A 14,169-nucleotide genomic window follows, 5' to 3' on the forward strand; every position below is an offset into this window, starting at 1 on the left:
AAAATGAAAAAAAGTAAAGTTTTTGCATTTGCCGGAGTAACATTACTCGCAGCAACTTTCCTTGCAGCATGTTCTGGCTCAAAAGATAGCAAGTCTGCATCAAAAAAAGATACAACATATGGCTATGTTTATACAGATGATCCAACAACTTTGGATTACACTGTATCTTCAAAAGCTTCCGTACACGATATTACAACAAACGGTGTAGATGGTTTGTTGGAAAACGACAAATACGGAAACCTTGTACCATCTATTGCTGAAGATTGGTCTGTTTCAAAAGACGGTTTGACTTATACTTACAAAATCCGTAAGGGTGTTAAATGGTATGATGCTGACGGCGAAGAGCATGGTGAAGTAACAGCACATGACTTTGTTACTGGATTGAAGCATGCGGCAGACAAGAAATCAGAATCTCTTCCATTGGTGAAAGACTCAATCAAAGGATTGAAAGACTACTCAGAAGGAAAAATTTCAGACTTCTCTGAGGTTGGGGTCAAAGCAGTAGATGATTATACGCTTGAATACACCTTGAATCAACCAGAAACTTTCTGGAATTCAAAAACAACTAATGGGGTTCTTTTCCCAATTAGTACAGAATTCTTGAAGAGCAAGGGTGATGAATTTGGTCAACCAGGTAATGTCAAATCAATCTTGTTCAATGGTCCATTCCTTTTGAAATCAATCACTTCTAAATCAGAAATCACTTTTGAGAAGAACGAAGATTACTGGGATAAAGACAACGTTCATATCGACAAGATCAAATTCTCTTATTATGATGGATCAGATCAAGATTCATTGGCGCGTGGCTTTAGTGATGGATCGTACACAGTTGCTCGTCTCTTCCCAGCAAGTTCAAACTTTGCGTCTGTTGAAAAGAAATACAAAGACAATATCTACAACACACAACCTGGAGCTGGTGTAGCAGTCTTTGGTTTCAACATTGACCGTCAAGCATACAACCATACTTCTAAGACGTCAGATGATCAGAAATCTTCTACTAAGAAAGCGATCTTAAACAAGAATTTCCGTCAAGCGATCACATTTGCCTTGAACCGCGAAAATTATTCAGCGCAAGTCAATGGTAAAGAATACGCTAAGGCTGCTATTCGAAACATGTACACTGCACCTGCCTTTGTTCAAGTAAACGGTAAAGACTTTGGGGATGTAGTAGCAGACAAGTTGCAAACATATGGAGATCAATGGAGCGGTGTGAATCTTGCAGACGGTCAAAACGGCCTCTATAGCAAGGAAAAAGCAAAAGCTCAATTTGAAAAAGCAAAAGCTGAACTCCAAAAAGAAGGTGTTCAATTCCCAATCCACTTGGATGTTCCAGTTGCACAAAACTCAACAAACTTTGTGTCACGGATGCAATCCTTCAAACAATCAGTTGAAGAAACACTTGGTACAGAAAACGTTGTTGTGGACCTTCAAATGATGGACCAAGATGAAGTCTTGAACATTACATTGAACGTACCATCAGCTGCAGAAACTGACTGGGATCTTCAAGGGCTTGTAGGATGGAATCCAGACTACGATGATCCATCTACTTACCTTGACACCTTGCAACCATCTTCACCAGACCAAACTAAGACTTACCTTGGATTTGCTGGTGGTGTCGATAATGCTTCTGCTAAAGCAGTCGGTTTAGATGAATTTGCGAAATTGCTTGATGATGCAGAAAAAGAAACGCAAGATGTAGTGACTCGTTACAACAAATTTGCAGCAGCTCAAGCTTGGTTAACAGATAGTGCATTAGTGATTCCAACTATGACAAGTTCAGGTGCTGGAACAGTTGTTTCAAAAGTAGTTCCATTCTCTGGACCTTCATCACAAACAGGTAACAAAGGATCAACTTATTTCAAATATGTTGAAGTTCAAGATGAACCTGTCACTAAAAAACAATATGATCAAGCACGTGAAAAATGGTTGAAAGAAAAAGCTGATTCAAATAAAAAAGCTCAGCAAGAACTAGAAAAACACGTTAAATAATCACCTTCATCAGAACTTTCTCTAATAGGGGAGAAAGTTCTTTTGAACATTAAAGGAACGGAATATGAAAAAATATATATTTATGCGTATTTTACGTTCGTTGGTGTCGATCTTTTTGGTTACGACATTGACGTATACAATTATTTATACGCTAACCCCAAGAAATTTAATTTTCAAAAACGACCCTAACTACAATAAGATTGCAAAGACTAAGGATTCTAAAATCAATTATGAAAACACAGTCTATGATCGTATGGGGTATATAGAATATCTTGATTCAAAAGCTTTGAAAGAAAAAGCAAGCAAGGAAGACTCATCAGTAACTGTAGAGCCTACTAAAGAAAACGAAAAGATCTACAAAAAGTACATTTCTAATCTTGGAAATGGCTGGGTATTGAAACGATTCCCTGAAAACAAAGGCTTTTACGCAACTCGTGAAGTCCCTGTCTTTGAACGTGTTATTGGATTCTACGGCAATCTGATTCAGATTGATCATCCAAATGTCATCAAAGATGCTTCAAATCCAAAACTTGAACGCTATATTCGCATTGAAAATGATCCAGCTATTGGTTGGTCAGTAGTTGGTTCGGGGACTAAACATAAATATCTTTTGTATTTCAATGGTCAATTCCCGTTCATTCATCAAAATTTTGTATCGTTAAACTTGGGTGAATCTTATCCAACTTATTCAAATACGCCAGTTCTTCAGGTTATTACACAAGGACAAGGAACTACCAAGAAGAGTGAAGTAAACTTCCCAACAGGGAAAAAAGAATCTTCTATCAATATCTACTCACGTACTTACAAATCACCAAGCAAGGCAGATGCTCAAGATATTGCCCGCTTTGGTGAAGGAGATGCTTATACAGCAACTTTGAGTAACTATGAAAATCCATCCATGATTGTGAGCTCTTCTATTATCGGCTTGATCGGGATTGCAATTGCTTACTTGATTGCAATTCCATTGGGATCATACATGGCCTTGTTGAAGAACACATGGTTTGATAGTGCCTCAACAGCTGTCTTGACATTGATGATGGCTCTTCCAACGATTGCCTTGGTCTACATCGTCCGCTTGGTTGGTTCAACAATCGGTCTCCCAGATTCCTTCCCGGTTTTAGGAGCTCAGGATTGGAGATCGTATGTTCTTCCTTCTGTGATCTTGGGACTTTTGAGCGCGCCTGGTTTGGCTATTTGGATTCGCCGTTATATGATTGACTTGCACTCACAAGACTTTGTCCGTTTTGCACGTGCTAAAGGACTTTCTGAAAAAGAAATTTCACGCAAGCATATCTTCAAGAATGCCATGGTTCCAATTGTTACCGGTATTCCTGTTCAATTGGTCTTGGTTATTTCAGGGGCAACCTTGACAGAAACCGTCTTTGCCTTCCCTGGTATGGGTAAAATGTTGATCGATTCCATTAAGGCTTCGAATAACACCATGGTAGTGGGTCTTGTCTTTATCTTTACTGTTCTTGCTGTATTTGGAGCAATGGCCGGTGATATTCTCATGGTTATGGTAGACCCTCGTATCAAATTGACAACTAAGAAAGGAGGCAAATAATGTCTACAATTGATAAAAAGAAATTCCAATTTGTTGAACGTGACGACTTTGCCTCTGAAACAATTGATGCGCCGTCGTACTCCTACTGGAAGTCAGTATTTCGTCAATTTTTTAAAAAGAAATCAACTATTTTCATGTTAGCAGTTTTGGTTGGCATTCTCTTGATGAGTTTTGTCTATCCAATGTTTTCAAACTTTGATTACAATGATGTAAGTAAAGTAAATGACTTCACTGCTCGTTTGAATCCTCCAAGTGCCAAGGCCTTCTTCGGTACGGATAACAATGGTAAATCCTTGTTTGATGGAGTTTGGTTTGGTGCCCGCAATTCGATTATCATCTCCTTTATTGCTACCTTGATCAATGTTGTGATTGGTGTTGTGATTGGTGGGATTTGGGGTGTATCAAAATCAATCGACCGCTTCATGATGGAAGTTTACAACGTTATTTCAAACGTTCCATTCATGTTAATTGTTATTGTCTTGACTTACTCAATCGGTGCTGGTTTCTGGAACTTGATTTTGGCGATGACGGTAACAGGATGGATTGGGATTGCTTATTCTATCCGTGTTCAAATTATGCGTTACCGTGATTTAGAGTACAACTTGGCCAGCCGTACTTTGGGTACTCCAACTCTAAAAATCGTGACAAAAAATATCTTGCCACAGTTGGTATCTGTCATTGTGACGACAACTACACAGTTGTTGCCAGCCTTCATTTCAACTGAAGCCTTCCTTTCCTTCTTTGGATTGGGATTGCCAATTACAGTTCCAAGTTTAGGTCGTCTGATTTCAGATTACTCACAAAACGTAACAACCAATGCGTATCTTTTCTGGATTCCATTGACAGTCTTAGTCTTGGTATCCTTGTCATTCTATATCGTTGGACAAAACCTTGCAGATGCCAGCGATCCACGTACACATAGATAGGAGGAGTAGGTATGACAAATGATAAAAATGTAATCTTATCTGCTCGCGATATCGTAGTAGAATTTGATGTTCGGGATCGTGTCTTAACAGCCATTCGCAATGTGTCCTTAGACCTTGTTGAAGGTGAAGTCATGGCACTTGTTGGTGAATCAGGTTCTGGTAAATCTGTTTTGACAAAAACCTTCACAGGAATGTTAGAAGACAACGGACGGATAGCCAATGGTACTATTAATTATCGCGGACAAGAATTAACAGAACTCAAGTCAAACAAAGATTGGGAAGATATCCGCGGTGCAAAAATTGCAACGATCTTCCAAGATCCGATGACCAGTTTGGACCCGATTAATACAATTGGATCACAAATTACGGAAGTTATTATTAAACACCAAGGCAAGAGTGCCAAAGAAGCCAGAGAGATGGCCATTGATTATATGGAAAAGGTTGGAATCCCAGAAGCAGAACGTCGCTTTGATGAATATCCTTTCCAATATTCAGGTGGGATGCGCCAACGGATTGTTATTGCTATTGCGCTTGCTTGTCGTCCTGATATCTTGATCTGTGATGAGCCTACAACAGCCCTCGACGTAACCATTCAAGCCCAGATCATTGACTTGTTGAAATCATTGCAAAAAGAATATAACTTTACAACAATCTTTATCACCCATGATTTAGGTGTGGTGGCAAGTATTGCAGATAAGGTTGCCGTAATGTATGCTGGTGAAATTGTAGAATTTGGTAAAGTAGAAGAAATCTTCTATGACCCAAGACATCCTTATACCTGGAGTCTTCTTTCAAGTTTGCCACAGTTGTCTACATCTAATGGTGATTTATATTCTATCCCAGGTACTCCTCCATCATTGTATTCACCAGTGAAGGGTGATGCCTTTGCATTGCGCTCAGACTATGCCATGCAAATTGATTTTGAGGAACACCCACCAGTTTTCAATGTTTCAGATACACATTGGGCTAAAACATGGCTCTTGCATGAAGATGCACCAAAAGTCAATAAACCAGAAATTATTGATAATCTGCATGAAAAGATTAGCGCGAAAATGGGATTCACTACAATCAAGGACTAGGAGAAGGAAATGACAGAAAAATTAATAGAAGTTAAAGATCTAGAAATTTCCTTCGGTGAAGGAAGTAAAAAGTTTGTAGCTGTAAAGAATGCAAATTTCTTTATCAATAAAGGGGAAACATTTTCCCTTGTTGGTGAGTCTGGTAGTGGGAAGACCACAATTGGTCGAGCAATCATTGGTTTGAATGACACTAGTGCAGGTGACATTTTATATGATGGCAAAAAAATCAATGGGAAGCAATCTCGCAAGGATGAAAATGAATTAATCCGAAAAATTCAAATGATCTTCCAAGACCCAGCAGCTAGCTTGAACGAGCGTGCAACAGTTGACTACATTATTTCAGAAGGTTTGTACAATTATCACCTATTTGAAAATGAAGAAGACCGAGTGCGTAAAGTAAAAGAAATTATGCATGAAGTAGGGCTTCTAGCAGAGCATTTAACTCGCTATCCCCATGAATTCTCTGGTGGACAACGCCAGCGGATTGGGATTGCTCGTGCCCTGGTAATGGAACCAGAATTTGTTATCGCAGATGAACCAATTTCTGCCCTAGACGTATCAGTTCGTGCACAAGTATTGAATCTCCTGAAGAAATTCCAAAAAGAATTAGGCTTGACCTATCTCTTTATCGCACACGATCTTTCAGTAGTTCGATTTATCTCTGATCGTATTGCGGTTATTTACAAAGGGGTTATTGTTGAAGTAGCTGAAACGGAAGAATTGTTTAACAATCCAATCCATCCTTATACACAATCTCTACTATCTGCAGTTCCAATTCCAGATCCAATCTTAGAACGCAAAAAAGTTCTGAAAGTTTATGATCCTGATCAGCATGATTATTCAACTGACAAACCAGAAATGGTTGAAATCAAGCCAGGACATTACGTTTGGGCAAATAAAGCAGAACAGAAAAAATATAAAGAACTTGTATAATCATAAGAAAACGAGAAGAATACACTTCTCGTTTTCTATTTTTTTTAAAAAGAAAAACTTTTTTTAAAAAAATAGAAAAAAGATATTGACAAGTAGTTTTGGTCGTGATATACTAATATAGTTGTCGCGCGAGAGCGACAAAGACCTTTGAAAACTGAACAAGACGAACCAATGTGCAGGGCGCTATAACGGAAGTTATAGTAACTGAACAATAAAAAAACAATAAATCTGTCAGTGACAGAATGAGTTTAAGACAAACAATTATTTTAATGAGAGTTTGATCCTGGCTCAGGATGAACGCTGGCGGCGTGCCTAATACATGCAAGTAGAACGCTGAAGGAAGGAGCTTGCTCTTTCCGGATGAGTTGCGAACGGGTGAGTAACGCGTAGGTAACCTGCCTGGTAGCGGGGGATAACTATTGGAAACGATAGCTAATACCGCATAACAGTAGATGTTGCATGACAACTATTTGAAAGGGGCAATTGCTCCACTACCAGATGGACCTGCGTTGTATTAGCTAGTTGGTGAGGTAACGGCTCACCAAGGCGACGATACATAGCCGACCTGAGAGGGTGATCGGCCACACTGGGACTGAGACACGGCCCAGACTCCTACGGGAGGCAGCAGTAGGGAATCTTCGGCAATGGACGGAAGTCTGACCGAGCAACGCCGCGTGAGTGAAGAAGGTTTTCGGATCGTAAAGCTCTGTTGTAAGAGAAGAACGAGTGTGAGAGTGGAAAGTTCACACTGTGACGGTATCTTACCAGAAAGGGACGGCTAACTACGTGCCAGCAGCCGCGGTAATACGTAGGTCCCGAGCGTTATCCGGATTTATTGGGCGTAAAGCGAGCGCAGGCGGTTAGATAAGTCTGAAGTTAAAGGCTGTGGCTTAACCATAGTACGCTTTGGAAACTGTTTAACTTGAGTGCAGAAGGGGAGAGTGGAATTCCATGTGTAGCGGTGAAATGCGTAGATATATGGAGGAACACCGGTGGCGAAAGCGGCTCTCTGGTCTGTAACTGACGCTGAGGCTCGAAAGCGTGGGGAGCAAACAGGATTAGATACCCTGGTAGTCCACGCCGTAAACGATGAGTGCTAGGTGTTGGGTCCTTTCCGGGACTCAGTGCCGCAGCTAACGCATTAAGCACTCCGCCTGGGGAGTACGACCGCAAGGTTGAAACTCAAAGGAATTGACGGGGGCCCGCACAAGCGGTGGAGCATGTGGTTTAATTCGAAGCAACGCGAAGAACCTTACCAGGTCTTGACATCCCTCTGACCGCTCTAGAGATAGAGCTTTCCTTCGGGACAGAGGTGACAGGTGGTGCATGGTTGTCGTCAGCTCGTGTCGTGAGATGTTGGGTTAAGTCCCGCAACGAGCGCAACCCCTATTGTTAGTTGCCATCATTCAGTTGGGCACTCTAGCGAGACTGCCGGTAATAAACCGGAGGAAGGTGGGGATGACGTCAAATCATCATGCCCCTTATGACCTGGGCTACACACGTGCTACAATGGCTGGTACAACGAGTCGCAAGTCGGTGACGGCAAGCTAATCTCTTAAAGCCAGTCTCAGTTCGGATTGTAGGCTGCAACTCGCCTACATGAAGTCGGAATCGCTAGTAATCGCGGATCAGCACGCCGCGGTGAATACGTTCCCGGGCCTTGTACACACCGCCCGTCACACCACGAGAGTTTGTAACACCCGAAGTCGGTGAGGTAACCTTTTAGGAGCCAGCCGCCTAAGGTGGGATAGATGATTGGGGTGAAGTCGTAACAAGGTAGCCGTATCGGAAGGTGCGGCTGGATCACCTCCTTTCTAAGGATAAGGAAACCTGCACGTTCGTCTTGTTTAGTTTTGAGAGGTCTTGTGGGGCCTTAGCTCAGCTGGGAGAGCGCCTGCTTTGCACGCAGGAGGTCAGCGGTTCGATCCCGCTAGGCTCCATTGGTGAGAGATCACCAAGGATGAACATTGAAAATTGAATATCTATATCAAATAGTAACAAGAAAATAAACCGAAAACGCTGTGAATATTTAATGAGTTTTCTAATTTTTTAAGAAATTAGGTTAATAAGGTTAAGTTAATAAGGGCGCACGGTGGATGCCTTGGCACTAGGAGCCGAAGAAGGACGTGACAAACGACGAAATGCCTCGGGGAGCTGTAAGTAAGCTTAGATCCGGGGGTGTCCGAATGGGGGAACCCAGCAGGTGATACCTGTTACCCATATCTGTTAAGGATATGAGGAGGAAGACGCAGTGAACTGAAACATCTAAGTAGCTGCAGGAAGAGAAAGCAAAAGCGATTGCCTTAGTAGCGGCGAGCGAAACGGCAGGAGGGCAAACCGAAGAGTTTACTCTTCGGGGTTGTAGGACTGCAATGTGGACTTAAAGATTATAGAAGAACTACCTGGGAAGGTAGGCCAAAGAGAGTAACAGCCTCGTATTTTAAATAGTCTTTATACCTAGCAGTATCCTGAGTACGGCGAGACACGTGGAATCTCGTCGGAATCTGGGAGGACCATCTCCCAACCCTAAATACTCCCTAGTGACCGATAGTGAACCAGTACCGTGAGGGAAAGGTGAAAAGCACCCCGGGAGGGGAGTGAAATAGAACCTGAAACCGTGTGCCTACAACAAGTTCGAGCCCGTTAATGGGTGAGAGCGTGCCTTTTGTAGAATGAACCGGCGAGTTACGATATGATGCGAGGTTAAGTTGAAGAGACGGAGCCGCAGGGAAACCGAGTCTGAATAGGGCGCTTTAGTATTATGTCGTAGACCCGAAACCATGTGACCTACCCATGAGCAGGTTGAAGGTGCGGTAAAACGCACTGGAGGACCGAACCAGGGCACGTTGAAAAGTGCTTGGATGACTTGTGGGTAGCGGAGAAATTCCAAACGAACTTGGAGATAGCTGGTTCTCTCCGAAATAGCTTTAGGGCTAGCGTCGACATTAAGATTCTTGGAGGTAGAGCACTGTTTGGGTGAGGGGTCCATCCCGGATTACCAATCTCAGATAAACTCCGAATGCCAATGAATTATGGTCGGCAGTCAGACTGCGAGTGCTAAGATCCGTAGTCGAAAGGGAAACAGCCCAGACCACCAGCTAAGGTCCCAAAATAATTGTTAAGTGGAAAAGGATGTGGGGTTGCACAGACAACTAGGATGTTAGCTTAGAAGCAGCTATTCATTCAAAGAGTGCGTAATAGCTCACTAGTCGAGTGACCCTGCGCCGAAAATGTACCGGGGCTAAAACAATTTACCGAAGCTGTGGATACCTTTAATGGTATGGTAGGAGAGCGTTCTATGTGTGAAGAAGGTATACCGTGAGGAGTGCTGGAACGCATAGAAGTGAGAATGCCGGTATGAGTAGCGAAAGACAGGTGAGAATCCTGTCCACCGTAAGACTAAGGTTTCCAGGGGAAGGCTCGTCCGCCCTGGGTTAGTCGGGACCTAAGGAGAGACCGAAAGGTGTATCCGATGGACAACAGGTTGATATTCCTGTACTAGAGTATGTAGTGATGGAGGGACGCAGTAGGCTAACTAAAGCGTGCGATTGGAAGTGCACGTCTAAGCAGTGAGGTGTGAATTGAGTTAAATGCTTAGTTCTATAACATTGAGCTGTGATGGGGAGCGAAGTTTAGTAGCGAAGTTAGTGATGTCACACTGCCAAGAAAAGCTTCTAGCGTTTAAACATACTCTACCCGTACCGCAAACCGACACAGGTAGTCGAGGCGAGTAGCCTCAGGTGAGCGAGAGAACTCTCGTTAAGGAACTCGGCAAAATGACCCCGTAACTTCGGGAGAAGGGGTGCTGACTTAGGTCAGCCGCAGTGAATAGGCCCAAGCAACTGTTTATCAAAAACACAGCTCTCTGCTAAATCGTAAGATGATGTATAGGGGGTGACGCCTGCCCGGTGCTGGAAGGTTAAGAGGAGTGCTTAGCGTAAGCGAAGGTATGAATTGAAGCCCCAGTAAACGGCGGCCGTAACTATAACGGTCCTAAGGTAGCGAAATTCCTTGTCGGGTAAGTTCCGACCCGCACGAAAGGCGTAATGATTTGGGCACTGTCTCAACGAGAGACTCGGTGAAATTTTAGTACCTGTGAAGATGCAGGTTACCCGCGACAGGACGGAAAGACCCCATGGAGCTTTACTGCAGTTTGATATTGAGTGTCTGTGCCACATGTACAGGATAGGTAGGAGCCATAGAGATCGGGACGCCAGTTTCGATGGAGGCGATGTTGGGATACTACCCTTGTGTTATGGCCACTCTAACCCGGATAGGTGATCCCTATCGGAGACAGTGTCTGACGGGCAGTTTGACTGGGGCGGTCGCCTCCTAAAAGGTAACGGAGGCGCCCAAAGGTTCCCTCAGAATGGTTGGAAATCATTCGCAGAGTGTAAAGGTATAAGGGAGCTTGACTGCGAGAGCTACAACTCGAGCAGGGACGAAAGTCGGGCTTAGTGATCCGGTGGTTCCGTATGGAAGGGCCATCGCTCAACGGATAAAAGCTACCCTGGGGATAACAGGCTTATCTCCCCCAAGAGTTCACATCGACGGGGAGGTTTGGCACCTCGATGTCGGCTCGTCGCATCCTGGGGCTGTAGTCGGTCCCAAGGGTTGGGCTGTTCGCCCATTAAAGCGGCACGCGAGCTGGGTTCAGAACGTCGTGAGACAGTTCGGTCCCTATCCGTCGCGGGCGTAGGAAATTTGAGAGGATCTGCTCCTAGTACGAGAGGACCAGAGTGGACTTACCGCTGGTGTACCAGTTGTCTCGCCAGAGGCATCGCTGGGTAGCTATGTAGGGAAGGGATAAACGCTGAAAGCATCTAAGTGTGAAACCCACCTCAAGATGAGATTTCCCATAACAATATGTTAGTAAGAGCCCTGAGAGAAGATCAGGTAGATAGGTTAGGAGTGGAAGTTGTGTGAGCAATGGAGCGGACTAATACTAATAGCTCGAGGACTTATCCAAAAAGTAACTGAGGATATTTACAGCTGGTTAGATTTTTGTTAGAATATAGGTATTCAATTTTGAATGTTCATCATTCAGAGTTAAGTGACGATAGCCTAGGAGATACACCTGTACCCATGCCGAACACAGAAGTTAAGCCCTAGAACGCCGGAAGTAGTTGGGGGTTGCCCCCTGTGAGATATGGTAGTCGCTTAGCTTTTTTCCGCCATAGCTCAGTTGGTAGTAGCGCATGACTGTTAATCATGATGTCGTAGGTTCGAGTCCTACTGGCGGAGTCAGTACCCGAAAGGGTTTTTTTTCTTTTTATGAGTACATTAAAAAAAAGGTTCTATCGAACCTTTTTTTCTTAGTTAAAGAAAACATTGTATAGAGCTTTAATTGCCTGTTTTTCTTGTTCTTGATTGACTACAAACATGATGGAAACTTCGCTGGATCCTTGAGAAATCATTTGGATATTAATGTTGTTTTCTGATAAAGCCTTTGTAGCTGTTGCTGTTACACCAATTTGATTTTTCATATTCTCTCCTACTATCATGATAATGGAAAGATCATGCTCAATTTCGGCATAGTCCACCTGTAAATCTTGGATTAAATGTTTTAAAATTTCTTGTTCCTTAATTGGGGTTAATTCTTTTGACCGAAGAATGACTGATAGGTCGTCAATTCCTGTTGGCATGTGATCCCAACTAATATTCAAATCTTCTAAAATTTGTAATAATTTTCTACCAAAACCGACTTCTCTATTCATCAGGTATTTGGTGGTATTAATGCTGACAAATCCTGAGTCTCCTGCAATTCCAACAACTTTTACATTCTCATTGGTATGGTTCAGTACAATCTTGGTACCTGGATGTTTTGGATTGTTGGTATTCTTAATCACCATTGGAATTTTTCCACGATATGCAGGAACAAGTGCTTCATCATGGAGGACACTAAAGCCAGCATAGGCTAATTCCCGCATCTCTTTATAGGTTAGTTCAGGAATAGAATGTGGGTGTTTAATAATCCCTGGGTGAGCTGCAAAAATACCATCGACGTCCGTAAAGTTTTCGTAGAGATCTGCTTTAACTCCGGCTGCAATAATTGATCCTGTAATATCAGAACCACCTCTTGAAAAAGTACATACTTGGTCTTCTTTAGTAATTCCAAAGAATCCAGGGATCACTAAAATTTCATTATGGTTTCTGAGTTCTTCAATCTTATCGTAACTAGAAGGCAGAATGCGAGCATTACAAGGTTCACTTGTTACAAAGATACCTGCATCTTTTGGATGGATATATTTTGCTTCTAAGCCCTTTTTAACAAAGTAAGCTGCAATTAGTTTCGCATTGTTGTTTTCTCCAGCTGCTAAGAAGGTATCATATAAGAAGGTGTTATCGGATTTGGGAAGTGTTGCAAGGGACATGATATCTCTAGCAATTTCTTCGATAATTTCCTCGTTTAACTCTAAATCCTCTGTAATAGAACGATAGCGATTAATAATCCATTCTTGACTTTGACTAGTATCTTTTCCGTTGGTATATTCTTTATAATACTTGATAAGGGCATCGGTAACTTTTGTGTCTTCAGCATTGCGTTTCCCTGGTGCAGAAACGACCACGTATTGACGGGTTTCATCTTCTTTAACAATATTGAATACTTTTTCTAGCTGGGTAGCAGATGCTAACGAACTACCACCAAATTTAACTACTTTCATGTGGACTCCTTTACAAAACTTACTTTAAATTATACCAAAGATAAGGCTTGGTTACAATCTAAAACAGCACTGCTATCAAGCAAGTCTTTCGGCTGAGACACTTTGTTATGAAAATGTAATTTACTTCTCAAAGTAGTTGTGCTAAAATAATATAAAAATAAATAAGTTCAACTATCAAACAATTTGAACAGCTAATTAGTAAAGGGGTGGCTTATGGTGTTCGAAACGATTATATATTCTGTAGAAGAGGATCTCGCATCTATTATTTTAAATAGACCTGAGGTTTCAAATGGTTTTAACATTCCAATGTGTCAGGAAATCCTTGAAGCATTAGAATTAGCTGAGAAGAATCCAGATATTCGTTTTATTTTATTTAAAGCAGTCGGTAAGGTTTTTTCGGTTGGAGGTGATTTAGCAGAGATGAAGCGGGCTGTCGATGCCGATGATATCGATTCGTTAACGCAAATTGCGGAATTGGTTAATCAAATCTCTAAAAAAATGAAGCAACTTCCAAAACCTGTGATTATGGTTGCAGATGGTGCGGTTGCAGGAGCAACTGCTAATATGGCAGTAGCGGCAGATTTTTGTATTGCTTCTGATAAAGCCAAGTTTATTCAAGCCTTTGTTGGAGTAGGTTTAGCTCCGGATGCTGGTGGTCTTTTCCTTTTAGGAAGAGCCATTGGTTTGAGTAGAGCAACTCAGTTAGCGATGACCGGTGAACCATTAGGTGCTGAAAAGGCTCTGGAATATGGCGTTGTGTATAAGGTTTCTGAAGTAGATAAATTAGACAAGACTGTTAACCAACTTCTCATAAAGTTAAGACGTAGCTCAGACAATTCTTTTGCTGCGATTAAAGAGTTGGCCTGGTCTAGCATGCTGACTGACTGGGATCGCTATGCTGAAATTGAGTTGAGATTGCAAAGAAATCTATCTTTAAAAGAAGACTTTAAAGAGGGAGTTATTGCCTATTCAGAACGTCGACGTCCAAAATTTATAGGAAAATAAAAACGTAA

At 42.3% G+C, this 14,169-nt stretch carries 7 protein-coding genes, 2 tRNA genes and 3 rRNA genes; 11 read left to right on the top strand and 1 reads right to left on the bottom strand.

Annotated elements, in window-relative coordinates:
- The first annotated feature begins 3 nt into the window (after positions 1-3).
- From EL081_RS02150 to EL081_RS02200, 10 genes are all read left to right on the top strand, one after another.
- Positions 4-1,989, top strand: coding sequence for a peptide ABC transporter substrate-binding protein (locus EL081_RS02150; protein WP_126403803.1), 1,986 nt, complete (start codon positions 4-6; stop codon positions 1,987-1,989).
- Positions 1,990-2,053: 64 nt separating this feature from the next.
- The gene (locus EL081_RS02155; protein ID WP_126403804.1) at positions 2,054-3,553 is read left to right on the top strand and encodes an ABC transporter permease; all 1,500 of its coding nucleotides are present in this window, start codon (positions 2,054-2,056) and stop codon (positions 3,551-3,553) included.
- Positions 3,553-4,479, top strand: coding sequence for an oligopeptide ABC transporter permease OppC (oppC, locus tag EL081_RS02160; protein WP_048692005.1), 927 nt, complete (start codon positions 3,553-3,555; stop codon positions 4,477-4,479). The genes EL081_RS02155 and oppC overlap by 1 nt, the downstream gene beginning before the upstream one ends.
- An 11-nt stretch (positions 4,480-4,490) precedes the next feature.
- Entirely contained in the window at positions 4,491-5,558 is a 1,068-nt protein-coding gene (locus tag EL081_RS02165) for an ABC transporter ATP-binding protein (protein WP_126403805.1), read from the top strand.
- A 9-nt stretch (positions 5,559-5,567) separates the two neighbouring features.
- Positions 5,568-6,491 (top strand): ATP-binding cassette domain-containing protein, encoded by a 924-nt coding sequence (locus EL081_RS02170; RefSeq protein WP_048714745.1) that lies wholly within the window; start codon positions 5,568-5,570, stop codon positions 6,489-6,491.
- Positions 6,492-6,756: 265 nt separating this feature from the next.
- A 16S ribosomal RNA gene (locus tag EL081_RS02180) occupies positions 6,757-8,305 on the top strand.
- 53 nt (positions 8,306-8,358) lie between these two features.
- A tRNA-Ala gene (locus tag EL081_RS02185) sits at positions 8,359-8,431 on the top strand.
- Positions 8,432-8,560: 129 nt separating this feature from the next.
- Positions 8,561-11,460, top strand: a 23S ribosomal RNA gene (locus EL081_RS02190).
- 80 nt (positions 11,461-11,540) lie between these two features.
- Positions 11,541-11,656 (top strand): 5S ribosomal RNA (gene rrf, locus EL081_RS02195).
- Together the 16S, 23S and 5S rRNA genes with 2 tRNA genes alongside form the textbook arrangement of a ribosomal RNA operon.
- Before the next feature lie 5 nt (positions 11,657-11,661).
- Positions 11,662-11,735: transfer RNA gene (locus EL081_RS02200), tRNA-Asn, on the top strand.
- Between the two features lie 71 nt (positions 11,736-11,806).
- Here the strand turns inward: EL081_RS02200 and EL081_RS02205 are convergent.
- Positions 11,807-13,156 carry an aspartate kinase gene (locus EL081_RS02205; RefSeq protein WP_126403806.1) on the bottom strand — a complete coding sequence of 450 codons (1,350 nt, stop codon included), beginning with the start codon at positions 13,154-13,156 and terminating at the stop codon, positions 11,807-11,809.
- A gap of 213 nt (positions 13,157-13,369) precedes the next feature.
- Between EL081_RS02205 and EL081_RS02210 the strand changes: the two genes are divergently transcribed.
- On the top strand, positions 13,370-14,161 hold the full coding sequence (locus EL081_RS02210; protein WP_126403807.1) for an enoyl-CoA hydratase: 792 nt from the start codon (positions 13,370-13,372) through the stop codon (positions 14,159-14,161).
- The last annotated feature ends 8 nt before the right edge of the window (positions 14,162-14,169 follow it).

Origin of the sequence: Streptococcus viridans (assembly GCF_900636365.1) — a bacterium.
Taxonomy (GTDB): domain Bacteria; phylum Bacillota; class Bacilli; order Lactobacillales; family Streptococcaceae; genus Streptococcus; species Streptococcus viridans_A.